The sequence below is a fragment of the Peribacillus sp. FSL M8-0224 genome, from assembly GCF_038003055.1.
Taxonomy (GTDB): Bacteria; Bacillota; Bacilli; order Bacillales; family DSM-1321; genus Peribacillus; species Peribacillus frigoritolerans.
The window spans coordinates 5,528,198-5,554,129 of record NZ_JBBOOJ010000001.1; the positions used below are offsets into that span (position 1 = coordinate 5,528,198).

16 protein-coding genes, 3 rRNA genes and 1 pseudogene are annotated in these 25,932 nt (G+C 42.8%); 14 read left to right on the plus strand and 6 right to left on the minus strand.

Annotated features, from left to right (window positions below; genetic code table 11):
* Window positions 1-88: 88 nt before the first annotated feature.
* The gene (locus MKX49_RS27035) at window positions 89-1,822 is read right to left on the minus strand and encodes an AAA family ATPase (protein WP_340878316.1); all 1,734 of its coding nucleotides are present in this window, start codon (window positions 1,820-1,822) and stop codon (window positions 89-91) included.
* 250 nt (window positions 1,823-2,072) lie between these two features.
* On the opposite strand from MKX49_RS27035, the gene def reads away from it, so the two are divergent.
* A complete protein-coding gene (def, locus tag MKX49_RS27040; protein ID WP_048688779.1) occupies window positions 2,073-2,651 on the plus strand; it encodes a peptide deformylase in 579 nt (192 codons plus the stop codon).
* 42 nt (window positions 2,652-2,693) lie between these two features.
* Here def and MKX49_RS27045 read toward each other — a convergent pair whose 3' ends face one another.
* Both MKX49_RS27045 and MKX49_RS27050 read right to left on the minus strand, forming a co-directional pair.
* Window positions 2,694-3,395: an SGNH/GDSL hydrolase family protein gene (locus MKX49_RS27045; protein ID WP_340878318.1), complete on the minus strand. Its 702-nt coding sequence runs from the start codon at window positions 3,393-3,395 to the stop codon at window positions 2,694-2,696.
* Window positions 3,396-3,523: 128 nt separating this feature from the next.
* On the minus strand, window positions 3,524-5,038 hold the full coding sequence (locus MKX49_RS27050; RefSeq protein ID WP_340878319.1) for an MDR family MFS transporter: 1,515 nt from the start codon (window positions 5,036-5,038) through the stop codon (window positions 3,524-3,526).
* 132 nt (window positions 5,039-5,170) lie between these two features.
* Between MKX49_RS27050 and MKX49_RS27055 the strand changes: the two genes are divergently transcribed.
* From MKX49_RS27055 to MKX49_RS27070, 4 genes are all read left to right on the plus strand, one after another.
* On the plus strand, window positions 5,171-5,650 hold the full coding sequence (locus tag MKX49_RS27055; RefSeq protein ID WP_340878320.1) for a MarR family winged helix-turn-helix transcriptional regulator: 480 nt from the start codon (window positions 5,171-5,173) through the stop codon (window positions 5,648-5,650).
* Window positions 5,651-5,841: 191 nt separating this feature from the next.
* Window positions 5,842-6,687, plus strand: a complete 846-nt coding sequence (efeO, locus tag MKX49_RS27060; protein ID WP_340878322.1) for an iron uptake system protein EfeO — start codon at window positions 5,842-5,844, stop codon at window positions 6,685-6,687.
* Window positions 6,688-7,974: an iron uptake transporter deferrochelatase/peroxidase subunit gene (gene efeB / locus MKX49_RS27065; protein WP_340878323.1), complete on the plus strand. Its 1,287-nt coding sequence runs from the start codon at window positions 6,688-6,690 to the stop codon at window positions 7,972-7,974.
* An 86-nt stretch (window positions 7,975-8,060) separates the two neighbouring features.
* On the plus strand, window positions 8,061-9,815 hold the full coding sequence (locus tag MKX49_RS27070; protein ID WP_340878325.1) for an FTR1 family iron permease: 1,755 nt from the start codon (window positions 8,061-8,063) through the stop codon (window positions 9,813-9,815).
* A gap of 42 nt (window positions 9,816-9,857) precedes the next feature.
* On the opposite strand, the pseudogene MKX49_RS27075 reads toward MKX49_RS27070, so the two are convergent.
* A pseudogene (locus tag MKX49_RS27075) lies at window positions 9,858-10,212 on the minus strand (DUF4395 domain-containing protein).
* A 643-nt stretch (window positions 10,213-10,855) separates the two neighbouring features.
* Here MKX49_RS27075 and MKX49_RS27080 point away from each other — a divergent pair.
* The 5 genes from MKX49_RS27080 (at window position 10,856) to MKX49_RS27100 (ending at window position 18,172) form a co-directional block, all read left to right on the plus strand.
* Window positions 10,856-11,305: a MerR family transcriptional regulator gene (locus MKX49_RS27080; RefSeq protein ID WP_445670149.1), complete on the plus strand. Its 450-nt coding sequence runs from the start codon at window positions 10,856-10,858 to the stop codon at window positions 11,303-11,305.
* A gap of 197 nt (window positions 11,306-11,502) precedes the next feature.
* A complete protein-coding gene (locus MKX49_RS27085; protein ID WP_340878622.1) occupies window positions 11,503-12,801 on the plus strand; it encodes a hemolysin family protein in 1,299 nt (432 codons plus the stop codon).
* 288 nt (window positions 12,802-13,089) lie between these two features.
* Window positions 13,090-15,891 (plus strand): response regulator, encoded by a 2,802-nt coding sequence (locus tag MKX49_RS27090; RefSeq protein WP_340878327.1) that lies wholly within the window; start codon window positions 13,090-13,092, stop codon window positions 15,889-15,891.
* Window positions 15,892-15,919: 28 nt separating this feature from the next.
* On the plus strand, window positions 15,920-16,753 hold the full coding sequence (locus tag MKX49_RS27095; protein ID WP_034304823.1) for a CheR family methyltransferase: 834 nt from the start codon (window positions 15,920-15,922) through the stop codon (window positions 16,751-16,753).
* A 276-nt stretch (window positions 16,754-17,029) separates the two neighbouring features.
* Window positions 17,030-18,172 (plus strand): PP2C family protein-serine/threonine phosphatase, encoded by a 1,143-nt coding sequence (locus MKX49_RS27100; RefSeq protein ID WP_340878328.1) that lies wholly within the window; start codon window positions 17,030-17,032, stop codon window positions 18,170-18,172.
* 114 nt (window positions 18,173-18,286) lie between these two features.
* Here the strand turns inward: MKX49_RS27100 and MKX49_RS27105 are convergent, their stop codons facing one another.
* Complete coding sequence (locus MKX49_RS27105) at window positions 18,287-18,457, minus strand: CsbD family protein (protein ID WP_065310846.1); 171 nt, start codon at window positions 18,455-18,457, stop codon at window positions 18,287-18,289.
* Between the two features lie 81 nt (window positions 18,458-18,538).
* The gene (locus MKX49_RS27110) at window positions 18,539-19,297 is read right to left on the minus strand and encodes an alpha/beta hydrolase (RefSeq protein ID WP_048688814.1); all 759 of its coding nucleotides are present in this window, start codon (window positions 19,295-19,297) and stop codon (window positions 18,539-18,541) included.
* 625 nt (window positions 19,298-19,922) lie between these two features.
* Between MKX49_RS27110 and MKX49_RS27115 the strand changes: the two genes are divergently transcribed.
* The 4 genes from MKX49_RS27115 (at window position 19,923) to MKX49_RS27130 (ending at window position 25,858) form a co-directional block, all read left to right on the plus strand.
* Window positions 19,923-21,473: ribosomal RNA gene (locus tag MKX49_RS27115) — 16S ribosomal RNA — on the plus strand.
* A gap of 176 nt (window positions 21,474-21,649) precedes the next feature.
* Window positions 21,650-24,582, plus strand: a 23S ribosomal RNA gene (locus MKX49_RS27120).
* Between the two features lie 64 nt (window positions 24,583-24,646).
* Window positions 24,647-24,762 (plus strand): 5S ribosomal RNA (gene rrf / locus MKX49_RS27125).
* The 16S, 23S and 5S rRNA genes sit together here, the layout of an rRNA operon.
* A 256-nt stretch (window positions 24,763-25,018) precedes the next feature.
* A complete protein-coding gene (locus tag MKX49_RS27130; RefSeq protein ID WP_048679905.1) occupies window positions 25,019-25,858 on the plus strand; it encodes a tyrosine-type recombinase/integrase in 840 nt (279 codons plus the stop codon).
* Window positions 25,859-25,932: the final 74 nt, after the last annotated feature.

Sequence of the window (25,932 nt, forward strand, 5' to 3'; positions counted from 1 at the left end):
GCGGCTCAATACCACATATGAAAAAAAGAGCCTGTTTTATTGCAAACAGGCTCTGGAAATCAGTTCTTAAGACTTAGTGGGAAGAGTATTATGCATTCGAGCATATGCCGGTTATTTCCGAAGCGTCAACGATACGCTGAACTTCAGTTCCCTCAAGTGTCTCTTTTTTCAATAACTCTTCAACGAGCTCTTCATACTGTAGGCGATTCGAGTCAATCAACATTTCCGTTTCCTGAATCGCTTTCGTGAATAATTCCTGCATCTTTTGCTCCTTCTCACCTTTATTGAAGGTGAGGGTAAATCCATCTTGAAGCATTCCGGTATCGACCATTTGTTCCAGCAGATGTTTCGCCTGCTGTACATCTCCGCCTACACCGATGCTATGTTCCCCTAAATACATTCTTTCCGCCACGCCGCCTGCCAAGATCATTTTGACTTGATCAAGCAATTCACTGGCTGTTGCCAGATGAAGTTCTTTTGGTATTGGCGCTACATATCCAAGGGCTTCCCCACGCGGAATGATGGTAGCCTTTCTAACGGAACCAGGCTTTGTCAAAGCAGCGATCAGGGCATGTCCACTTTCATGGATGGCCACACGCCGCTTCGTATCCGCGTCATTCAAGGTACGTGATGTCGCTCCAAGAATCGTACGGTCAATGGCGTAATCAAGATCCTGTTTACGAATCATATCCTGTTCATTCCTCAGGGCATGACGTGAGGCAGTATCGAAAAGGGAGCTTAAGTCAGCGCCGGAGAAACCGGATGTACTTTCAGCCAACTCATCCAGGGAAGCCAGGACATCTGTCGCTAGACGCTTTCCCTTCGTATGGATATCGATGATTTCCTTTCTTCCTTGTGTATCCGGAAGTGGGACTTGGAAAGAGAAATCAATCCTGCCAGGACGTAGAAATGCCTCATCGAGCATATCTTTCCTGTTGGTCGCTGCAATGAATAAAATGCCTTCATTTGGATGGCCTCCATCCAATTGGACAAGCAGTTCGGTTAACGTTTTTTCGCCTTCTTCCCCGCCATGGGGTTTCCTTTTACCAGCCAATGCGTCCACTTCATCGATGAAAATGACAGCTGGCGATTGCTTACGTGCATTTTGGAAAAGGCTGCGGACTCGGGCTGCACCGACTCCAACAAACATTTCGTTGAAGGCTGAACCGCTCGTTGAGAAGAAGTTTGCACCAAGCTCTTTTGCAATTGCCTGTGCAAGCAGCGTTTTCCCCGTTCCAGGAGGGCCGTATAATAAAATGCCTTGAGGCGGCTTAATTCCAATTTTAGCTGAACGTTCAGGTTCCTTTAGTGTAGTAAGTGTCTGAAGGATTTCCTGTTTGATATCGGATTGCAAACCGCCTACATCATCCAAAGTTATCTCAGGCAGGGGTTTTGGGGTGGAAAGGCTTTGTTTTTTGCTGCCGATCCGCAATCCGCCCTTTGATTTTTTCTGTATAATGACACCGGTTGTGACGAGAGCCGCCATTAACCCGCCTAAAATCCATAATGCTGATTTATTAGTTGATGAAAAAGAATATTGAACGTTATAAGTTTCGACTAGTTTATTGATCATTTGACTGTTGGGAGGAATACTGGAAACGTATTCTCCATCTGGTGTGGAGATGTGAAGAGTGCCATTTCTTTTTTCTTCAATGGTGACAAGAGCTCCATTTTGGGCTTTAATCGTTTTTTCCACCGATGAAAAAGGAATGACCATATCCTTTGACTGAGTAACAGCATACCAACTGATTCCAGCAATTATCACAATGAGAGCCGTAAGGAACGGCAGCAATTTCGAAACTAATTTAGAGTTCGAGTTCAATTTTTCATCTCCTTTAAGTATATATATTCAGTATAAAATTTTTAAACATGTAATCTATAGGTCTTTGTACCTTAAATTAAAGGTAAATAATGTTAAAGGCAAGAAATAACACTTATATATGAGAGTTTAAAGAGTCCGGAATTTAGAAATATTTAATCTAACCGGCATATTAGACTTTTTAAATGCGAAATGCTAAAGTGAAATGGTCTAAGTCATGAAAAAATAAAATGGTAGAAGAGTGTGAAGTTCTATGAGTAAATTTATAAAAGACTATATGATTACAATGAAGGATATCGTCAGAGAAGGGGATCCCATTCTGCGTCAGGTAACGGATGAAGTTAGCCTGCCGATATCGGATGAAGATCGTGAAACGCTGGAATGCATGATGCAATACCTGAAAAACAGTCAGGATCCAAAACTCCAAAAGAAGTTCAACTTGCGTGAAGGAGTTGGGTTGTCTGCCAATCAGATAGGCTTGAATAAACGCATGTTCGTCATGTATTTTCCCGACGAAAAGGGGAAGCTGTTTGAATATGCCCTAGTGAATCCGAAAATCATCAGCCACTCGGCCACAATGATCTATTTACCGCAAAGTGAAGGCTGCCTTTCTGTCGACCGTGATATTAAAGGATATGTACCGCGTTATGAACGGGTTAAAATCAAAGCTTTGGACGGTAATGGTGAGGAAATAGAGATGCGGCTGAAGGGCTTTGCTGCAATCGTGTTTCAACATGAGCTAGATCATTTGAACGGGATGATGTTTTATGACCGGATCAATACCGAAAACCCTTTCAAGCTTCCGGAAAACGTGGAAGTGAAAAGTCTGTAAAACCCAAAAAGGCAAAGCGCCATGCTTTGCCTTTTTACCGTTTTATGGCTGAGGAAACCTATCTTCATCCATATGCTTCCGCAAATCACTGAAAATGGCCAGGCTCATTTGCTGGTATCCTTCTGAAGTGAGGTGGATGCCATCATCGCTAATCAAGGGACCCAAGTCACCGGAGGATTTAATATAGGAACGGACGTCGATCAAAGGCACCTTTAGTTCCTCTGCAAGGCTTTTCAATTGGCGATTATACATCCCATGCCAATGTTCAATACCGCCGACATGGGAAACGAAATGCCCGATTGAATGACCGAACTTATCGGCGATGGATCTGTAATATCTGGCAGGATCCAGTGGCGGAAGAGTTAAAAGGAAAGGGGTAATATGCTTGTCCTGAACCTGCTTGACAAGTTGTGTGATATTTTCCAGGTAGCGTTCGATTGGAACGATGGGCTCATGGTCACCATCTGGATTCTTGGCTACTTCGTCCCAATGAAAGTTACAGTCGTTTCCACCGACCTCTATTAATACGATATCGGGATTTTCAGACATGACGTCTTTCTCGATCCGGCTAACCAACAGGTCGGAGTTATCATTGAAAACCCCTTTATTCAAAACCTCGACGAATGGCAAAGATTCTGTTAGCTTAGCTAAAGAGTTTGGATAATTTTCTTTAATGATGCGAAGGCGCCCTCTAACATAAGAAATGCCTCTTGTTAAACTGTCTCCAAAACATACGATCTTCAAACTTCTCACCTCGGTATGTGAATGTGTTACTTATATTTTAGTAGTCGAATGATTTTTCGGCAATCATCACCTCCTTTATAGAAGGGAGATGAAAATACAAAAAGCGCTGGAAGTGCAGCGCTTCTTGTTTATTGAAAGGATTCCTTTTTTGAAGGTGTTTCCACCCTTGTTTTTCCCATGAAGAACACAGTGATGGCTGCAAGACCGATCGGTATTAGGGCTAAGGTGAATATCATTGATATCGAATCGGACATCGCATGAACGATTTTATCCAGGATAAAGTCAGGAATCTCGGCACGTGCATCCGATTGGAAGAGCTGGCGTGGATCCTCCATCAATCCGGCTGTATCCGGACTTCCTTGCATTCCTTTAAACGCATCCGTCATTTTACTTGTGAATACATTGTTCTGAATCGCTCCATAAATCGTTACACCGAGTGTCATCCCAAAAGAACGAAGGAAGGAGTTTGTTGAGTTGGCCGACCCCCGGTATCTAGGTTCCAAGTTGTGGATGGATGCTATAGGCAAGAGGGAGAAGGAAAAGCCCATGCCAAATCCAGTCAAAATCATGTACAAAGTTAATAAAGTCCTGCTGGTATCCTGGGTGATGGTCCCTAATAAAAGCATTCCTGCAAAATAAAAGATGACGGAAATCGTCATTAAGTTACGAAAGCTTGTCTTTGTATTGAATATCCCGCCAATTGCACTGCCGAATACAGAACCAAGCATCATGGGAGTTAGGATCAGTCCTGCATTTGTTGCGGAACCACCGTAAACTGCCTGCACGAAAATCGGGATATAGACGGTTAATATAATGAATGTACCGCCATAAAGAATCGCTAAAATCTGAGAAGTGGCAAATAATCGCCTTTTAAACAGCCATAATGAAATGATTGGATCTTTTGCTCTTTTTTCGAAAAAGAAAAATGAAACGAAGAAAACTACAAAACTGGCAAACAGGCCTATGATGGGAGAGGAACTCCAGCCATACTCCCCGCCCAGTTCGAGAGCGAACATTAAGCTGATAACGGCAATGACGAGAGTTGCTGCGCCACCCCAATCAATTTTTTGCTCTCGGGTGTTGGGTGACTCCTTGTAATAATTCCAGATGAAAAATAAAGAAATGATCCCAATCGGAACATTGACGTAGAAAATCCAGTGCCAGCTGGAGTATTCGGTAATATAGGCACCTAAAAGTGGTCCCAATACGCTTGATGCCCCAAATACAGCACCGAAAAGGCCAGTTAATTTTCCCCGTTTTTCAGGTGGGAAAATATCAAAAATGATCGTAAAGGCTATAGGCATCAGGGCGCCTCCGCCGATCCCTTGGATTGCACGGAAGATACTTAACTGCACGATGCTCTGAGCCATGCCGCATAATGCGGAACCAATCAAAAAGACTATAAGTCCGAAAATAAAAAACCTCTTTCTTCCATACATGTCCGAAAGCTTACCGAATATCGGCATACTTGCCATCGTGGCGACCATATAGGCAGATGTCACCCATACAAACTTATCAAATCCGCCTAAATCAGAAACGATCGTTCCCATAGCCGTCGCAACAATCGTATTATCCATTGCTGACATCAAGATACTCAGCAGTAAACCGGCAACAATGAATTTTTGTTTTTTTTGATCGTTCATTTATTTATTTTCCTCCTTCATATCAACCAGCTCATGAATTTCCTTTACATGGTTGAAGGGTAACGTTAAGATGAAACAAAACATTTATCTTGATAATCAAGATAAATTCAAGTGTAAAAGGGGTGGCATTTTATGTCAAGCGATAATAGGGTGAATTCAACTCTGTTAGAGAGTTTAACACACAGATTGCAGCGGTATGGAATGAGATCCGTGTTATTTCAACAAAATATGGCCCAGAAAATAGGCGTGTCCCATACGGACTTAAAGAGTGCTGAAATATTGAATGAAACAGGACCGATTACCGCCGGTGAATTATCCAAAATTACAGGATTGAGCACGGGTTCGGTTACGGCACTGATCAATCGCCTTGAGAAGTCGGGTTATGTTAAAAGGGAACGAGATCAATTGGACGGAAGAAAGGTCATGATTATGCCGATACCGGAAAGGCAGGAACAGATTAAATCGCACTATCAATCGCTCTCTATGGCCACAAAAGAATTATGCTCAGCTTATAATGAGCAAGAGCTAATATTGATCAATCAATTTGTTGAGGAAATCACAAAAATCATGGATAAAGAAAATGACAAGTTAATGAGTGAGCGTGAAAGGTAGCTGAAATGTAGGCTGCCTTTTTTATTTTTAGCCAGCTGGGAGCTACTTATCCTGCGAAAGCAAAAGGGATAGCGTGGATTCTTTTCAAAGAGAATGAATAATGTCACGTTTCCATTAAAAATATATATTGATAATGATTCTCATTATCTGCTAATATAAATCTACAAATCATTTCAAAGGGAGAATACAAAATGAAAAAAGCAAAGGCGTCATTAGCGGTCTTACTATCAACCAGCCTATTATTTGGCTGTGCGCAGGAAAAGGAAGAAGCCAAGACGGCAGATGATAATGCCAAAGAAGCAAGTGCGAGTAAGCTTGATGATGTATCTAGCGAGTACCGGGAATATGCCATCGGTGAAATAGAAGAGTTCGTAAACGCAACGGAAGAATTCACTGAGGCCGTATCTGCCGGTGATATTGAAAAAGCGAAGGAATTATACGCACCAGCCCGCATGCATTATGAGAGAGCGGAACCAATCGCTGAAGTATTTGGGGATCTTGATCCCAAAATCGATGCGCGTGAAGGGGATGTCAAAGATGAAGACTGGGGCGGTTACCATAGGATTGAAATGGGGCTATGGCAAGAAAATACAACGAAGGGCTACGAAAAGTATGCAGAACAATTAATGAGTGACGTCAATTTGCTTCGAGCCAAAGTTGAAACGGTTGAGGTAACACCTGATTTGTTGATCACGGGTGCGGTGGATTTATTGAATGAAGTTTCCACGAGCAAAGTGACAGGAGAAGAAGACCGATACTCCCATACCGACCTGTATGATTTCGTTGCAAATGTTGAAGGTGCAGAAAAGATCTATGAACTGCTTACTCCAGCGCTGAAAGAAAAGGATGCGAAGCTTGCTGAGGAAATCCAACAACGTTTTGACGATGTATACGGCTTGCTTGAAAAGCATAAAGAAGGGGATGGCTACATCTCATATACGGATTTAAAGGAATCTGAAGTCAAGGAGTTAAGTCAAGCAATTGATGCATTGGCTGAACCACTTTCGCAAATAGGGATTGTAACGGAGGAATCTTAATTGAAAGAACATAAGCCTAAAGATGAAACCGGACTTTTTACAAAAAAAGTGAGTCGTCGAAATATGTTGAAAACGGCAGGAGTTGGTGGAATCGGAGTCGTGATAGGGGCTTCTGGATTTGGCGGGCTGCTGACACTTTCTGAACAAAGGGCAAAGGGACAAACTAAGGATATCGTTCCTTTTTATGGAGCACATCAAGCCGGTATCATCACTGAGGCGCAAGATAACCTTTACTTCGCATCATTGGAAGTAACCACAGATAAAAGATCAGACCTAATCCAGTTATTTAAGGATTGGACAGAGGCTGCGGCTCAGATGACTGAGGGGAATTTGATTGGTGAAGCATCCCTTAATACGAATATGCCCCCAAAGGATACGGGGGAAGCGAAAGAATTATCCCCCTCCAATTTAACGATCACTTTTGGAGTGGGTCCGACCCTGTTTTCGAAGGATGGCAAAGATCGATTTGGTTTGAAATCGAAAAGGCCTGCAGAATTAAAGGATCTGCCTCAATTCCCTTTAGATGCTTTAGAAGAAGAATGGAGCGGTGGGGATATTTGTATTCAAGCATGTGCAGATGATCTCCAAGTGGCTTTTCATGCCGTCCGGAACTTAGTGAGGATCGGAAGAGGGAAAACGATCATTCATTGGGCACAAACAGGTTTTCAACGGACTAAGCAAGCCGATTCACAAAAAACGACACCTCGTAACCTTTTCGGGTTTAAGGATGGGACGGTCAATCCGGATACGAATAATGACAATGAAATGAATGAGCATGTTTGGGTGAAGGGTGAAGACGGTCCTGACTGGCTTGTTGGAGGCAGTTATATGGTGGTGCGCCGAATCCAGATGTACATTGAAGTTTGGGACCGGACAATATTGAAGGAACAAGAAAATACGTTTGGCCGTCATCGTGACAGTGGAGCTCCATTAGGAATGAAGAATGAGTTCGATACCGTGGACCTTGAAGCTAAAGATCCAAATGGAAATCGGGTCATTCCGGAAGATTCGCATATGAGTCTTTCCAGGGGGGACGGAAAAGCAAAGATATTGAGGCGTCCATATTCATATGCAGATGGCATGGATCCTAAAACAGGGAGCTTCAATGCAGGATTGCTATTCATTTGTTTTCAGCGAAATCCAAGTAAACAATTCATTCCCATACAAGAGCGACTGGCGAAAAATGATAAGCTCAACGAATATATCGTTCACAAGGGCAGTGCCATGTTCGCTTGTTTACCAGGTGTGAAAAAGGGTGGCTATATTGGGGATTCCCTTTTTGGATAAATATAATCTCAAATGAGGACGTGAAAATCGCCAGCATGGAAATTATCCAGTTGGCGATTTTAGTTCATGAATAAGGAGGGACCAGTATGACCGTTTCTAAATGGAAGAGTGGGATTTTGGTTTTAATAGTCAGCCTTTTATTTCTTTCGACGGCTGTAAGGGTTGTTTCGGCGGGTGAAAACCATGATCAGCTTTTTGTTTATATTGGCGATAGTTTAATGAAGGTAAAATCCGGAGACCTTGAGGAAGTGTCGAAAAATATCGATCTTTTCGAGAAAGATTGGCAAACGATAAAAACGGACAGCAAGAGTGCGAGGGAAGTCGACGAGAGGCTGTCTGCGGTAAAAAGTGCTGTGAGAGACGAAGCCTCCACAGATGAAATCAAGAAGCGATTATCGGCATTATCCAGTACTCTTGTTATTTATGATACCAACGAAAACCCTGTTGACAAGACGGACTATGAAGAACGCTTAGAAGCGATACTTCCTTTATTAGATAAGTTGGAAGCTTCGATAACTGAAGGTGACTTTGATCAAGCTAAAGTTCAATATACCAGCCTTCTGAGTCAATGGACCGACGCAGAGGTCATTGTCAGGGAGAAAAGTGTTGCTGCATATGGTGAATTTGAAACGAAAATGGCCTTTGTGCGGATAGCGATTACTCAAGACCCACCTGATTCGGAAAAAGCCCAAAAAAATCTAGCTGAATTGAAGGGCCTAATCGAGGATTTCCTTGCTGGTAAAGTTGAAGAGGGAAGCCAGGAGAATACCTATTCCCTTGGGGATATAACGCAACTTTTACAAGGAAGTGCAACGGATATTGAAAAGGGTGACATCGATTCTGCCGTTGATCAGCTAAATGAGATCTTGACAATTTGGCCTAATGTCGAAGGGGAGGTCTCCACAAGGGACAGCAAGCTTTACAGCGATATGGAAACGAAAGTCCCGACCGCAATCAGCCTGTTAGAATCGAAAAAGGTAAAGCCGGAGGAAGCGAAGGGAATCGTTTCCGATTTAAACACAAGGTTACTCCCTTTAATTAAAGATACGGGATATACGACATGGGATGCCGCTTCGATCCTTTTGCGGGAAGGGTTGGAAGCACTCTTAATTGTAGCTACATTGCTGTCTTTCCTAAAGAAAATCGGGCAAGCGGACAAACAAAAATGGATTTGGACAGGGGTTGGTGCGGGTTTAGCTGCCAGTTCCATATTGGCGGTCATAATCAATATCGTTTTCTCTCAGATCACGGCTGCGTCAAGCCGGGAATATATTGAGGGAATCACTGGGATAATAGCCGTATCAATGATGTTGACAATTGGTCTTTGGCTTCATGGTAAATCGAATGTTCATGCATGGAACCGGTATATCGACAAGCAAATGAACCAAGCCATTGCTACGGGAAGCATCATCTCTTTCGCTTTGATCAGTTTTCTATCCATATTCCGTGAAGGGGCCGAGACGATTATCTTTTATGCCGGTATGGCTCCTTATATGGAATTAAAGCAGCTGCTGAGCGGGATTTTCCTTGCCTTCCTCATTTTAGTGGTAATTGGTTTCATCATGCTGCGCTATAGTGTGAAATTACCGATGACCCTATTCTTTAAAGCGGCAACGGTACTCATATATGCCTTGGCTTTCAAGATTCTTGGAGTCTCCATTCATTCACTTCAGGTTTCACAGGTGATACAGACAAATACGATCAGTTCCTTTCCGTTTGTAGAAACGATAGGTCTTTATCCAACAATGGAAACGCTGGTGCCGCAAGCTGTATTGATTTTGCTGATTGTTTTGGCGACCATTTGGGTCAAAAAGAGTAATTTCTTACGTACAACCGAATAATATAATGGGACTGATGCATGTCAGTCCCATTTGTGTATGGTATTAGCGAATAGATCGGCGATAGGAATATTGCTTCCATTGATAAAGGATGAAGCAGCCGATGCAGAATCCAAGAATGGCTATGAGTGAAGCCATTCCGACCATCAAGGTGAATATATATCCGGTAACATCCCAACCAAGCAAAAAAGAAGTGAATCCAAGTCCTAAGCAAACTAAAGAGCTTGGCAAGACGCATCACTGGATTGAAATTAAAGAGAAGACCCAAAAGTCCCGCTGTTAAAGGAATGGCTAATATCCATAATTGTCCCGTTAATAAGGCAGTGGCTACGCTTAACAAAATGACCCATTGATTCGTTCGTACTAAGGGACGGGGAATGGAGCGAATTTCACTCGTCATAGAAAACCAACCTTCCTGATGTGTTTTGTTATATTTTATCCTTATTTTAATCACTTGTGAAGTGAAAGGTTAATCATGCAAATGATATCCTTATTTATAATAATTTTAATTTAGTATTGATTATTATTATAAAAGTAGTATAATATATTTATCATGAAATAAAAGTTAGGAGGACAGTATAAATGGTAGCAAAAGTTTGTGGAACATGTGGAACACCAATAAAAAAGTTAAAGCATTCTTCCCTATGCCAGTGCGGTCCTAAGATACTGAGCAATCAATTCTCAGTTAAAACAAAAAAATAAAATCCACTGGAATAGATCTTAAATTAAACCATTAAGCGGTTTGAGTTGTGGACAAAAAGGGTTCCATCTTAATTTTTAAACAAAGTTGATTGGAGCGGGTGTTCGAGGCTCCCGGAGACCGCGGAAAACGAGTGCCTTACGTTCCAATCAGCGTTCATATTTCATACACTCTCAAAAAATGCAGGCAATCGTTTGTCTACAGTCTGAACCGATTATTCAATTAATCGGTTTTTATTTTTCCAATGAAGGGTAAAGAGGATAATAAATATTTTTCATTTCAATTAAAATAATGTACGATTATGGAATAGAATAAAACGTCAGGAAGAATAGACATATTTTAGATGTGTCTAAACCATAACGTGACGGTTAGGAGGGGCTATGTTGGGAACGAGACTTTAAAAATTGGCGAGTTGGCGGAAATGGCGAATGTTACGAAACGAACCGTAGATTATTATACGAATCTTGGCTTGCTTAAAGCAGAACGTTCCGCCTCTAATTACCGTTATTATTCAGTCGGTGAACTTGAAAGGCTCCGCCGTATCGAAGGATACAAAAAAGAAAACCTTACATTGGAAGATATTAAAGAAATACTTAAAAAGGATAAGGAAGCCGCATCAGCAATTGAGGCAAAAGGTCTTCAGCTCAAGAATAAAATGGATGGCCTGAACGAAGAACTTCAGGAATTCATCAGCTTGATTGAAAAGGACGGAAAAAGTGAGCTTCTTCTAAAAAAACAGATATCCCGTGAAAGCATGGCCTTGATCCAATCATTACTAGTGTTGCTCGTATGATTAAAATTTAGCTCTATAGTTTTATGCACAAAGGTGCATATTAACGATATAGGCTAAATGGTTTTGGTTCATGTTATAAGGCAAAAATCGCTTATTAAACGAAAATAACCATTTATACAGGAGGTGCTTGGGATTAAGCCGTACATGTCTAATCCGAAGGTCAGTAGGATTGGAGCTATATGGCGAACCCGCACATATTGGAGATTTTTATAAAATTATTGGCAGTAGCTGCATTAATAGCATTAACCGCATTTTTCGTTGCATCGGAATTTGCAATCGTGAAAGTCAGAAGTTCCCGGATCAATCAATTAATTGAAGAAGGTCATAGAAATGCCCTCGCAGCCAAGAAAGTGACATCGCATATCGATGAGTACTTATCTGCCTGTCAATTGGGGATTACAGTAACCGCATTAGGTTTAGGGGTGTTGGGTGAACCGACGGTCGAGGCGATCTTAAAACCATTGTTCACTAAATGGGGATTAGAGGAATCTGTAAGTCACATCATCTCATTCCTGGTCGCGTTCGGTTCCGTGACATTCCTTCATGTTGTAGTCGGCGAACTCGCACCGAAAACGGTTGCGATTCAAAAGGCAGAAGAGGTAACCTTGCTATTTGCAAAGCCGTTAATTCTCTTTTACCGCATTTTATACCCATTCATTTGGTTACTGAATGGTTCTGCACGTCTCCTGACGGGCATGTTCGGATTAAAGCCTGCGTCCGAGTCCGAAATGGCCCATTCCGAAGAAGAGCTGCGCATCATTTTATCGGAAAGCTATAAAAGCGGTGAGATCAACCAATCGGAATACAAATATGTCAATCAGATATTTGAATTTGATGAGCGTATTGCCAATGAAATCATGGTTCCGCGTACGGAAATGACCGTTATCGAAAAAGGCATGCCATTATTGGAAGTTGTGGAACTGATTCAAGAGGAACAATACACAAGGTATCCGGTCATAGACGGTGATAAAGACAATGTCGTGGGAATGGTCAATATCAAGCGACTTTATACAGCGACCATTACAGAAGATAATGTAACGGCTTTGACGGTGGATTCCTTTGTAACACCCATCATCCGTGTTCTTGAAACGATCGCCATTCATGATCTTCTGCTTAAAATGCAGAAGGAAAGGATCCATATGGCAGTTTTGACCGATGAATATGGCGGAACAGCCGGTCTTGTAACGGTTGAAGATATCCTTGAAGAAATCGTCGGGGAAATCCGAGATGAATTTGACCAGGATGAACGTCCGCTCATTCAAAAAATTGAGGAAGGGCATTATGTATTCGATGCTAAAACATTGGTTGAAGATGTTAATGATACCCTTGCGATCGATTTGCCGGAGGAAGATATCGATACATTGGGAGGATGGTTCCTGACAGGCAGATTTGAAATTGCTGTCGGGGATAGAATTGAATACGCCGGATATGAATTTACTGTAAAGGAAATGGACGGCCACCATGTTTTATATGTTGAAGTGAAGAAGATTAAATAAACAGGATCACACCAAAAGCCGAAAGTGAAAACTTTCGGCTTTTATTATGTACGAACCATATATTTGGGTGTTTATGACAATGGTAAGGCAGACTGTTACTTAATTGGAAAAGGAATTCATGTAAAATGATAGTGTGGGTAACCATTTTAGCCTGGAAAATGTTAAAATTGATTTTGAGCAATGAAACTATCTATATATCATTTCAAAGAATATAAGGTGAGTTCTAGTATTTTGCAATGCCGTTATTTCGGGCTGGTATAAATAAGTATTGAAGGTGGGCGGGAAAAAATGGGTTTTAAGAAAAAGCAAATGTTGGGATTTGGTTTGATCTTGCTTTTCTTGGCTATTTTACTTTCATTCATGATGTTTACGCTAAACAATTTAAAGAGCAGCATGACTGAAATAGTTGAAAATCGCTATGAAAAAGTGCAAGCTTCGATGGAAATCCGTCAGCTTTTTTCTAGGTCGGACCGTGAGATTTTGTTTGCAGCCAATGATGCAAATAAAGAAGAAAGAGCAGAGAGCCTCGAAATCATCAATGAGAATCATAATTTGATTGAATCAAAAATTGCCGGGTTATCAGGTTCGTTAAATAAGGCGAAAGCGAAGCAATTATTGAAAGAGTTCGAGACCCAATATGCTTCTTACTCCATAACGGAGGCTGAAATCATCCAAAAGATAAAATCGGAAAACTCTTCTGATAATCTTTCAAGCCTGATGGATGACCAAAGGGAAAAGCGAACGAAAGTCATCAGTACGATGGATGAATTTAAGGATTACCAAGAAGGTGTCATGAAAGATACTTTAAGTAATTCGAAACAAACCTATGAAGATATGATCGGATTTGTAATTTTTGCGGTTATTCTCAGCATTTTGGTCATCTCCGTAACGGTTGTTTGGATGATCCGCAGTACATCGAAAGATCTGCAATCGATTACGAAGGTCATCGAAAATATCGATTATAAAAATTTGTCGGTCATACCAAGAATCCCGGTGCGGACCACTGATGAAATTGGGGATATAGCGAAATCGTTCAATGATATGGCGGAATCGCTTGAAATCTATAATCAAAAAGAAAAAGATTTCACTGAAAAGATCAGTGAACAGAACTGGATTCAGACCCGTGTTGCAGATATAGCTACCATGTATCAGCGCATTGTTGATGTGGAAGTCCTTGCTGACCGGTTCATTACAAGACTTGCACCGATGATGGGAGCTTCAATTGGAGCTTTTTACGTCAAACGGGGTGAGGGTGTGGATATGCGCTTTGTAAAGCTTGCCAGCTTTGCTGGAGATGGTGAAGATTCGGGCAGGCGTGAATTCCGTCTTGGCGAAGGTTTGATCGGTCAATGCGCCCTTGAAAAGAAATCCAAAGTCATCGAGGATATCCCTGAAGATTTCCAATTGGTTACGACAGGATTGGGGGAAGTCAACCCGAAAAGCATTGTCATTGCGCCAGTCGTTTTTGAGGATGAAGTGGTGGCGATGGTTGAACTGGCGAGTTTGGAGGCCTTTACGAAGCTGCAAAAAACGTTCCTGAACCAGGTTCTTGATACTCTGGGCATCACGATCAATAATGTAGAGGGCCGGATGGAAATAGAGCGTTTATTGAAGGAATCACAGGCACAGACTGAAGAGTTACAGGCTCAATCGGAAGAATTGCAATCACAGTCAGAGGAAATGCAAGCCCAATCGGAGGAACTGCAAACACAGGCTGAAGAGTTGCGAATGATCAATGAACAATTGGAAGAGAGAAATCGTGAAACGGAAGAAAAATCGAAAGAGCTTCAAGTCGCTAAACTGAATCTTGAAAAACAAGCGGAAGAATTGAAGTTAAGTTCAAAATATAAATCGGAGTTCATGGCAAATATGTCCCATGAATTGCGGACACCGCTCAATAGTATCCTGATTTTATCAGAAATGCTTTCAGATCCTAATGATAGTAAATTAAATGAAGAGCAACAGGAATTCGCTCGTGTCATTAATTCATCAGGCCAAGACTTATTAACGTTGATCAATGACATTTTGGATTTATCAAAAGTTGAAGTCGGAAAGCTTGAAGTGGTCTTTGATGAAATGAATTTGAGTGAGCTTCCTGAGTTATTGCACCGTAACTTCGATCATGTAGCGAAGAAAAAGAACATTGACTTTATAATCGAAAAAAGTAAAAACGTTCCGGATATTTTCTTTACGGATGAACAGCGCTTCCAGCAAATTTTGAAAAACCTGCTATCCAATGCATTTAAATTCACGGAAAAAGGTTCTGTGTCTGTCCAAATCAAAAAAGCTGATGAAGAAAATGTAGCACAATGGATACAGACAAAAGGAGCAAGCAATTGGGTTGAAATTAAGGTGACGGATACTGGCATCGGAATATCAAAAGAGAAGCAAAAACTTATCTTTGAAGCATTCCAGCAAGGTGACGGAGCTACAATGAGAAAATATGGCGGTACAGGACTTGGGCTATCGATTTGCCGGGAGTTTGCCAAACTTCTGGGAGGCTGGGTCATTGTAGATAGTGAAGAGGGGCAAGGCAGTACCTTTACTTTCTTTATTCCAAGCATGCCAGAGGGCTTCAAAAATGTCGACGAAGCAATAGCTGCTTCTCCGGAAGTGGCAGCAGCTAACCACGATGATTCTGTCGCGCCTTTTGGCGATCAGGGAGAACCGGATGCAGGTATGATGGATGAAGAAGATCTGGATAAGGCCAAACCATTCTGCAATAAAACAGTACTGGTCGTCGATGATGATCACCGTAATATATTTGCCCTGAAAAATGCGCTGAAGCATGAGGGGATGGAAATCCTTACAGCTGAAAACGGCTTTGAATGTTTGGAACTCCTTGAAAAAGGAAACAATATAGATGTTATATTGATGGATATCATGATGCCGGGTATGGACGGTTACGAAACGATGACCAGAATTCGCGAGCAAAGTAAATTCGAGGATCTTCCAATCATCGCGTTAACTGCAAAAGCGATGAAAGGCGATAGGGAAAAATGCCTGAAGGCCGGCGCTTCCGATTATGTCAGCAAACCATTAAAATTGGATCAGCTGCTATCCGTCCTAAGAGTATGGCTGACTAATTGATTGATAGTATGGGTGAGGAAGGATTTTCATGAAGGATACTTTAACGATTGAAGAAAGAGAAGATTTAGAAATCGAATTATTGCTAGAGGCCATTTATTCCGTTTCTGGCTTTGACTTTCGTAAATATATGCGTTCTTCAATAAAAAGAAGAGTTGAAAATAGAATGAGGCTGGACCATGTTCGCAGGATCAGCGGAATGATTGAAATGGTTTTATATGAAAAAGGGTATGTCGAGAAGCTATTGAGAGATTTTTCAATAAATGTCACTGAAATGTTTCGCGATCCGGATTTCTTTAAAGCCTTTCGTTTAAATATTGTACCGCTCCTGAAAAAACTTCCTGAAATCAGAATTTGGCATGCGGGATGTTCAACCGGTGAAGAAGCCTTTTCCATGGCGATCATCCTCAAGGAGGAGGGACTTTATGATAAGGCGAGGATTTATGCCACTGATATGAATGATGAAGTCCTCCGTCATGCGGAAAAAGGGATATTACCTTTAAATAGAATGCAGTCTTATACGAAAAACTATCTGCAAGCTGGAGGTAACCAGGAATTTTCGGAGTATTATACAACCGATTATCAAAATGCTTATCTTGATTCGGGCCTCCTTAAAAACATTGTGTTCTTCCAGCATAATTTAGTTACTGATGGTTCGTTCAATGAGTTCCATATCATCATGTGCCGGAATGTGATGATTTATTTTACCGGTGAATTACAGACCTATGTTAATCAGTTGTTTTATGACAGTCTTTGTAAAGATGGCTTCCTTGCGGTCGGCAGCAAGGAAACTCTTCATACATCATCCTTTTCGGAGGATTATGAGGACTTTGATTCAAAGGAACGGATTTATCGGAAACTGTAAAAAGAAAGAGTCCGCATATATGCGGACTCTTTCTTTTTGATTAAATTATTTTTCACTTTTTTTGAATAACTATGTTTAAGTCATCGGAAGAAGGGGTATATATAATGAGTTGGTCTCCATGCAGAATCTCGACTGCAGTTTATTATTATTAAAAGAGACTGAACTTCGTTATAATATAATGGAAAAATCCCTGTTAAGGGAGCTTTATAAAAGTACTGTTCCATATAAAAAAGATAAATGTTGCCGCTCGATATAAGCCAAAAGGGGAATGAAAGAATGACGATTTTAATCGTAGATGATAACCAGGTTAACCTTTTCGTTATAGAGAAAATTCTAAAACGAGCTGGCTATACGGATTTTCTATCATTAACTTCAGCTGTTGAGATGTTTGAATATTTACAGGTGGATAGTCCGCAACCTAAAGAGACTTCAGTTGATATCATTCTGCTTGATATCATGATGCCGGAGATCGATGGGATAGAGGCGTGCAGGAGACTTCAAAGTATTCCTCACCTTAGAGATATACCCGTGATTTTTGTGACCGCCCTTGAAGATTCAAACAAGGTGGCCGAGGCACTTGATGTTGGCGGAATTGATTATATAATGAAGCCCATCAATAAAATAGATTTACTTGCGAGGATTCGCGTGGGGTTAAGACTTAAATATGAAAAAGATTGGCATAAAATGCAGGATGAAAAAATCCGTAATGAATTGGATCTTTCCATGCAGGTTCAAAGCAGCTTATTAAGTGAACCCATTATAAATGACCACTTAACTATAAGGGCATCATACTTACCTGCGAATAAATTAGCAGGGGATATGTACTATTGGCACCGCATCGATGAAAATCGGTATGGGATCATCCTGTTGGATATGATGGGGCATGGCATATCCGCCTCACTTGTGTGTATGTTCATATCCTCCGTATTGAGGGATGCCATCAGGACTCATTCGGACCCAGTGTCAGTAATAAATGAAATGAATCGCTGGATGAGTACCCTTAATAAAGATGATAATCAAGTGCATTATTATTTTACCGCGATTTATATGATCATTGATACAGAGCAAAAGACAGTGGAATATGTAAATGCCGGACATCCTCCTGGATTTGCTTTAATGGACGATGGAAAAGTGGTCTCCCTTTCAAAAGGGACATGTCCTGTTGGTTTCTTCACCGAGATGAAAATAGAGAAATCCGTCATTCATTATGAAGAGAAGATTCAGCTTATGCTATTTACGGATGGAGTCATGGAAGCGATAGATCGAGAAGGGACGGAAGGGCTCAACCAAATAAAAGAAGCGGTCTCGACAAGATGGTTTGATTGTAAAGAATCTCCCCCTATCGATTTTTTGATGTCACCTGAAATGCAGCAAGATCAGCCTGATGATATGTGTGTTGTGGTTATTCAAGCGAATTGAAGAAGGAAGAGGCGGCAGATCATCTGCCGCCTCTTCTCTATAAAAGGGGGGTCACTTTTATATGAAATGAGAATGTTCGTTAAGAGAGTGAATCCTGTATTCGGCTATTTGCAATTAACGGTCATTTTTCAATTTACTAATGCCATCTTGGAGATTGCCTTTTAATTTATCGGCTTTACCTTCTGCTTGTAAGTGAGGATCATTTTTCGCGTTTCCGACTTGGTCTTTCGTTTCACCTTTAACTTTATTTACAGCACTCTTTACTTTGTCTGATAAACCGCTCATTATGTTACCTCCTTTTTCTTTATATACTGTATATACCCATGAAGTGAGTGGGTAAACCTGATTTATATGGAGAAAGGAGTTTTAAGAAGCGATGATTTCCCTTTTACTTAACCTTTGAATGAACTGATAGGAATGTTCAATGATATGATCTTTGTCATGATCCAACGACGCCACATGATATGAATTTTCAAGGCGCGCCATCTCTTTATCACCGGACATGACAGTATCGTAAATCTGATAGGAACACGAGTCCGGTACAACGTGGTCTTCTGGTGAATGGAAGATAAGTATCGGGCACGAAACGTCTATTAGTTTTTGGCTGGTATGTTCCATTATATCAAGCAATTGATTAATCGCTTTTGACGGAACTTGGTCATATGTGATTTCTTTAGGTGTATCGTCTTTTATGTCAGGCTTGCCTTCGGGAATGAAGCGTGGAACCGATTGGTTACGATATCTTTCATATTCAGGAACTTGGAGAGCGGCGTTGATGGTGAGAATTCCATCACAAGCCAATTTTGTCGCTAAGTCAAGAACAAGGGCACCTCCCATGGATTGTCCGATGGCGAAAACATGGGTGCAGGTTCGCTTTAATTTTGCATAAGCCATTTCAACATCTTGTATCCATTCTTGATAATGACTTGTTTCCATTTCATATTCATCCGTTCCGTGGCCTGCCAGTCGAGGAGCGAAGACAGTAAAGCCTTTGGCGGCAAATTTTTCACCTAAATACCTTACGCTTTGTGGCGTTCCGTTAAAACCATGGCAAATAAGGATGCCGATAGAATTGCCGGGTAAGAAAAAAGATTCCGCACCTGGTATTACCATTGCTGCTGTCATATTCCCATCTCCTTTGATTTAGCTAAGTTTTGTTAATAGAAAGTTTTAATAAAATTAACTATTCCGATTATTTTACTTGGTTATATAATAGCATAATGAAAATTATGAAGTCAACTTGGTTATGTCCCAAAACTTCACTATTATTAAGAAGCATCAAAAAGGATATGAAGATACTTATCAGGTCATTTTTGTCTTTCTATTATATAAGTGCTGTCTTGGAATTGTTGATAAACTGAAGATGCTAATCACCGATAATATATAAATATAAGAAATGGAGAAAAAGCATTGACTTTAAAGTGAAATGGGATTAATATAAATAAGCACCAACTAAGACATGCAAAAAAATTCATCGCTTTTGGCAGGTTGCTGAAAGAAATAATAACTATTGACTTCTTACTATGAAAATGATAAGATGAAATGGTCGCTGAAAAACACAGCGATTTAAAATAAGTTAAAAACTTCGCAGAAGTTGACAACTAATCAATAAGATGTTATGATGAATAAACAGCCGTTCGAAAGAATGATTGTGAAAATTGCTCTTTGAAAACTGAACAAAACAAAGCGCCAACGTTAAATTTTAAGTGAGCACACACTATCAAAAAAGCAAATGAGCAAGTCAAACATTTCTTCGGAGAGTTTGATCCTGGCTCAGGACGAACGCTGGCGGCGTGCCTAATACATGCAAGTCGAGCGAATCGACGGGAGCTTGCTCCCTGAGATTAGCGGCGGACGGGTGAGTAACACGTGGGCAACCTGCCTATAAGACTGGGATAACTTCGGGAAACCGGAGCTAATACCGGATACGTTCTTTTCTCGCATGAGAGAAGATGGAAAGACGGTTTACGCTGTCACTTATAGATGGGCCCGCGGCGCATTAGCTAGTTGGTGAGGTAATGGCTCACCAAGGCGACGATGCGTAGCCGACCTGAGAGGGTGATCGGCCACACTGGGACTGAGACACGGCCCAGACTCCTACGGGAGGCAGCAGTAGGGAATCTTCCGCAATGGACGAAAGTCTGACGGAGCAACGCCGCGTGAACGAAGAAGGCCTTCGGGTCGTAAAGTTCTGTTGTTAGGGAAGAACAAGTACCAGAGTAACTGCTGGTACCTTGACGGTACCTAACCAGAAAGCCACGGCTAACTACGTGCCAGCAGCCGCGGTAATACGTAGGTGGCAAGCGTTGTCCGGAATTATTGGGCGTAAAGCGCGCGCAGGTGGTTCCTTAAGTCTGATGTGAAAGCCCACGGCTCAACCGTGGAGGGTCATTGGAAACTGGGGAACTTGAGTGCAGAAGAGGAAAGTGGAATTCCAAGTGTAGCGGTGAAATGCGTAGAGATTTGGAGGAACACCAGTGGCGAAGGCGACTTTCTGGTCTGTAACTGACACTGAGGCGCGAAAGCGTGGGGAGCAAACAGGATTAGATACCCTGGTAGTCCACGCCGTAAACGATGAGTGCTAAGTGTTAGAGGGTTTCCGCCCTTTAGTGCTGCAGCTAACGCATTAAGCACTCCGCCTGGGGAGTACGGCCGCAAGGCTGAAACTCAAAGGAATTGACGGGGGCCCGCACAAGCGGTGGAGCATGTGGTTTAATTCGAAGCAACGCGAAGAACCTTACCAGGTCTTGACATCCTCTGACAACCCTAGAGATAGGGCTTTCCCCTTCGGGGGACAGAGTGACAGGTGGTGCATGGTTGTCGTCAGCTCGTGTCGTGAGATGTTGGGTTAAGTCCCGCAACGAGCGCAACCCTTGATCTTAGTTGCCAGCATTCAGTTGGGCACTCTAAGGTGACTGCCGGTGACAAACCGGAGGAAGGTGGGGATGACGTCAAATCATCATGCCCCTTATGACCTGGGCTACACACGTGCTACAATGGATGGTACAAAGGGCTGCAAACCTGCGAAGGTAAGCGAATCCCATAAAGCCATTCTCAGTTCGGATTGCAGGCTGCAACTCGCCTGCATGAAGCCGGAATCGCTAGTAATCGCGGATCAGCATGCCGCGGTGAATACGTTCCCGGGCCTTGTACACACCGCCCGTCACACCACGAGAGTTTGTAACACCCGAAGTCGGTGAGGTAACCTTCATGGAGCCAGCCGCCTAAGGTGGGACAGATGATTGGGGTGAAGTCGTAACAAGGTAGCCGTATCGGAAGGTGCGGCTGGATCACCTCCTTTCTAAGGATAATTACGAGAGCGCTTTTGTTTTGTTCAGTTTTGAATGAGTAATTCATTCAAATAGGAAAGACAGTCATCACGATGTGATGGATACTTTCTGCTTTGTTCCTTGAAAACTAGATAATAGATAGAAGGCAATTAATTTTTTTCAAAGCATCTGTAAGATCTTTTTTAACGGTTAAGTTAGAAAGGGCGCACGGTGGATGCCTTGGCACTAGGAGCCGATGAAGGACGGGACTAACACCGATATGCTTCGGGGAGCTGTAAGTAAGCTTTGATCCGGAGATTTCCGAATGGGGAAACCCACTGTTCGTAATGGAACAGTATCTTTACCTGAATACATAGGGTACTGAAGGCAGACCCGGGGAACTGAAACATCTAAGTACCCGGAGGAAGAGAAAGCAAACGCGATTTCCTGAGTAGCGGCGAGCGAAACGGAATTAGCCCAAACCAAGAGGCTTGCCTCTTGGGGTTGTAGGACACTCAACATGGAGTTACAAAGGAACGGGGTAAATGAAGTGACCTGGAAAGGTCCGTCGAAGAAGGTAAAAACCCTGTAGTTGAAACTTCGTTCCCTCCTGAGTGGATCCTGAGTACGGCGGGACACGAGAAATCCCGTCGGAAGCAGGGAGGACCATCTCCCAAGGCTAAATACTCCCTAGTGACCGATAGTGAACCAGTACCGTGAGGGAAAGGTGAAAAGCACCCCGGAAGGGGAGTGAAATAGATCCTGAAACCGTGTGCCTACAAGTAGTCAAAGCCCGTTAATGGGTAATGGCGTGCCTTTTGTAGAATGAACCGGCGAGTTACGATTTCATGCGAGGTTAAGTTGATGAGACGGAGCCGCAGCGAAAGCGAGTCTGAATAGGGCGAATGAGTATGAGGTCGTAGACCCGAAACCAGGTGATCTACCCATGTCCAGGGTGAAGTTCAGGTAACACTGAATGGAGGCCCGAACCCACGCACGTTGAAAAGTGCGGGGATGAGGTGTGGGTAGCGGAGAAATTCCAATCGAACCTGGAGATAGCTGGTTCTCTCCGAAATAGCTTTAGGGCTAGCCTCAAGATGAGAGTATTGGAGGTAGAGCACTGATTGGACTAGGGGCCCCCAACGGGTTACCGAATTCAGTCAAACTCCGAATGCCAAATACTTATTCTTGGGAGTCAGACTGCGAGTGATAAGATCCGTAGTCGAAAGGGAAACAGCCCAGACCACCAGCTAAGGTCCCAAAGTATACGTTAAGTGGAAAAGGATGTGGAGTTGCTTAGACAACCAGGATGTTGGCTTAGAAGCAGCCACCATTTAAAGAGTGCGTAATAGCTCACTGGTCGAGTGACTCCGCGCCGAAAATGTACCGGGGCTAAACGTATCACCGAAGCTGTGGATTGACACCGTATGGTGTCGATGGTAGGAGAGCGTTCTAAGGGCGTTGAAGTCAGACCGGAAGGACTGGTGGAGCGCTTAGAAGTGAGAATGCCGGTATGAGTAGCGAAAGAAGGGTGAGAATCCCTTCCACCGAATGCCTAAGGTTTCCTGAGGAAGGCTCGTCCGCTCAGGGTTAGTCGGGACCTAAGCCGAGGCCGAAAGGCGTAGGCGATGGACAACAGGTTGATATTCCTGTACCACCTATACATCGTTTGAACGATGGGGGGACGCAGAAGGATAGGGTAAGCGCGCTGTTGGATATGCGCGTCCAAGCAGTTAGGCCGGAAACGAGGCAAATCCCGTTTCCATTAAGGCGGAGCTGTGATGGCGAGGGAAATATAGTACCGAAGTTCCTGATTCCACGCTGCCAAGAAAAGCCTCTAGTGAGATGTAAGGTGCCCGTACCGCAAACCGACACAGGTAGGCGAGGAGAGAATCCTAAGGTGTGCGAGAGAACTCTCGTTAAGGAACTCGGCAAAATGACCCCGTAACTTCGGGAGAAGGGGTGCTTTTTAGGGTGAATAGCCCAGAAAAGCCGCAGTGAATAGGCCCAGGCGACTGTTTAGCAAAAACACAGGTCTCTGCGAAGCCGCAAGGCGAAGTATAGGGGCTGACACCTGCCCGGTGCTGGAAGGTTAAGGGGAGAGGTTAGCGCAAGCGAAGCTTTGAACCGAAGCCCCAGTAAACGGCGGCCGTAACTATAACGGTCCTAAGGTAGCGAAATTCCTTGTCGGGTAAGTTCCGACCCGCACGAAAGGTGTAACGATCTGGGCACTGTCTCAACGAGAGACTCGGTGAAATTATAGTACCTGTGAAGATGCAGGTTACCCGCGACAGGACGGAAAGACCCCGTGGAGCTTTACTGCAGCCTGATATTGAATTTTGGTACAGCTTGTACAGGATAGGTAGGAGCCTGAGAAGCCGGAGCGCCAGCTTCGGTGGAGGCGTTGGTGGGATACTACCCTGGCTGTATTGAAATTCTAACCCGCGCCCCTTATCGGGGTGGGAGACAGTGTCAGGTGGGCAGTTTGACTGGGGCGGTCGCCTCCTAAAGAGTAACGGAGGCGCCCAAAGGTTCCCTCAGAATGGTTGGAAATCATTCGTAGAGTGTAAAGGCACAAGGGAGCTTGACTGCGAGACCTACAAGTCGAGCAGGGACGAAAGTCGGGCTTAGTGATCCGGTGGTTCCGCATGGAAGGGCCATCGCTCAACGGATAAAAGCTACCCCGGGGATAACAGGCTTATCTCCCCCAAGAGTCCACATCGACGGGGAGGTTTGGCACCTCGATGTCGGCTCATCGCATCCTGGGGCTGTAGTCGGTCCCAAGGGTTGGGCTGTTCGCCCATTAAAGCGGTACGCGAGCTGGGTTCAGAACGTCGTGAGACAGTTCGGTCCCTATCCGTCGCGGGCGCAGGAAATTTGAGAGGAGCTGTCCTTAGTACGAGAGGACCGGGATGGACGCACCGCTGGTGTACCAGTTGTCTTGCCAAAGGCATAGCTGGGTAGCTACGTGCGGACGGGATAAGTGCTGAAAGCATCTAAGCATGAAGCCCCCCTCAAGATGAGATTTCCCATGGCGCAAGCTAGTAAGATCCCTGAAAGATGATCAGGTTGATAGGTCAGAGGTGGAAGCATGGTGACATGTGGAGCTGACTGATACTAATAGATCGAGGACTTAACCAACGCTTTAAAAAAAATGAAATACCTTCTTATTATCTAGTTTTGAAGGAACAACGTTCCTTTTAAGTTTGGTGGCGATAGCGAAGAGGTCACACCCGTTCCCATTCCGAACACGGCAGTTAAGCTCTTCAGCGCCGATGGTAGTTGGGGGTTTCCCCCTGTGAGAGTAGGACGCCGCCAAGCCATTTGAAAAGACCAGCCATCCGGCTGGTCTTTTTTGAGGTCGTTATCTTCAGTACTTATTATTTAAACCTGTTAAAGACCTTAAAGAAAGTTATATGCAGGGTAAATGGTAGGACATACTATTAATGCATCTGAATTTCTACAGCTATCTGTCTTATCCATATCAGTTTAAGACAAAGGGACAGAATTCTTCGTTTCTGTAGGGATATATGTTAAACTTAACATAGTTCTGAAACTGTCATTGGGGGAATAGCCGATGGATACCTCTGCTAAAGATGAAATGATTTTTTCGTTTGCTGAATGGTTGAGAGACCAAGGCAAATCAGCTAATACGATCAAAACGTATACTGGTGTCCTTTCACAGTTTTGTGACCAGACACAAAAGATATTGATGGAGATCCATTCTGAAGATGTTCAGGGTTATCTTGATTATTTAGAAAATTGCAAGAAAAGCCCAGGGACAATCGAAAAACACTATATCGCATTAAATGTCTTCTTTAAATTTTTAGGCAAACCGCAAGTGATGCTTTCTGTGGAACGTAAAGTTAAGGAGCACAAGCTTGAGGTACCTGAAACTTTAAGCCTCAATGAGCAGCAGATACTATTAAGAGATATAGAAGCAGAAGGAAATCTAAGGAATATTGCCATCGTCTACCTTTTGTTACATACTGGAATTCGTGTCTCCGAATTATGTGACTTAAATGGCCGTGATGTCATCATGGAAACAGAGCGTAATTATATACTTGTCCGGAACGCAAAAGGTGAAATCGACAGATCCGTACCCCTTACGATATCGGCAATACAACATGTACAAAATTATCTTTTGTCTTTAAAAGAAAAAGCAGATCCGCTATTCATCTCAAGCTATAATCAAAGGATCACTCCGAGGTCAGTTCAATATATATTGAAAAAATACAATGTGCATCCGCATAAACTGCGACATACTTTTTGTCAAAGGTTAGTGGATAATGGAATAGATATACAAACGATATCCAAGCTTGCCGGTCATAAAGATTTAAACGTAACGAAGCGTTATCTAAAAGAAAAATCTCTGGATCTGGCAAATGCGATAGATCAAACTTTCACCAAACACTAATATATAGAAATTAAAAGGGGAAGCGAGATCTTTCCTTTTTTTTGTTTAAACAAACAGATTTCCTTGGAAATGAC

Coding starts and splice junctions, on each gene's coding strand:
- def (WP_048688779.1), top strand. CDS start 2,073: ATGAGTAAATTTATAAAAGACTATATGATTACAATGAAGGATATCGTC.
- MKX49_RS27050 (WP_340878319.1), bottom strand. CDS start 5,038: ATGAACGATCAAAAAAAACAAAAATTCATTGTTGCCGGTTTACTGCTG.
- MKX49_RS27055 (WP_340878320.1), top strand. CDS start 5,171: ATGTCAAGCGATAATAGGGTGAATTCAACTCTGTTAGAGAGTTTAACA.
- efeO (WP_340878322.1), top strand. CDS start 5,842: ATGAAAAAAGCAAAGGCGTCATTAGCGGTCTTACTATCAACCAGCCTA.
- MKX49_RS27070 (WP_340878325.1), top strand. CDS start 8,061: ATGACCGTTTCTAAATGGAAGAGTGGGATTTTGGTTTTAATAGTCAGC.
- MKX49_RS27080 (WP_445670149.1), top strand. CDS start 10,856: ATGTGTCTAAACCATAACGTGACGGTTAGGAGGGGCTATGTTGGGAAC.
- MKX49_RS27090 (WP_340878327.1), top strand. CDS start 13,090: ATGGGTTTTAAGAAAAAGCAAATGTTGGGATTTGGTTTGATCTTGCTT.
- MKX49_RS27095 (WP_034304823.1), top strand. CDS start 15,920: ATGAAGGATACTTTAACGATTGAAGAAAGAGAAGATTTAGAAATCGAA.
- MKX49_RS27100 (WP_340878328.1), top strand. CDS start 17,030: ATGACGATTTTAATCGTAGATGATAACCAGGTTAACCTTTTCGTTATA.
- MKX49_RS27105 (WP_065310846.1), bottom strand. CDS start 18,457: ATGAGCGGTTTATCAGACAAAGTAAAGAGTGCTGTAAATAAAGTTAAA.
- MKX49_RS27110 (WP_048688814.1), bottom strand. CDS start 19,297: ATGACAGCAGCAATGGTAATACCAGGTGCGGAATCTTTTTTCTTACCC.
- MKX49_RS27130 (WP_048679905.1), top strand. CDS start 25,019: ATGGATACCTCTGCTAAAGATGAAATGATTTTTTCGTTTGCTGAATGG.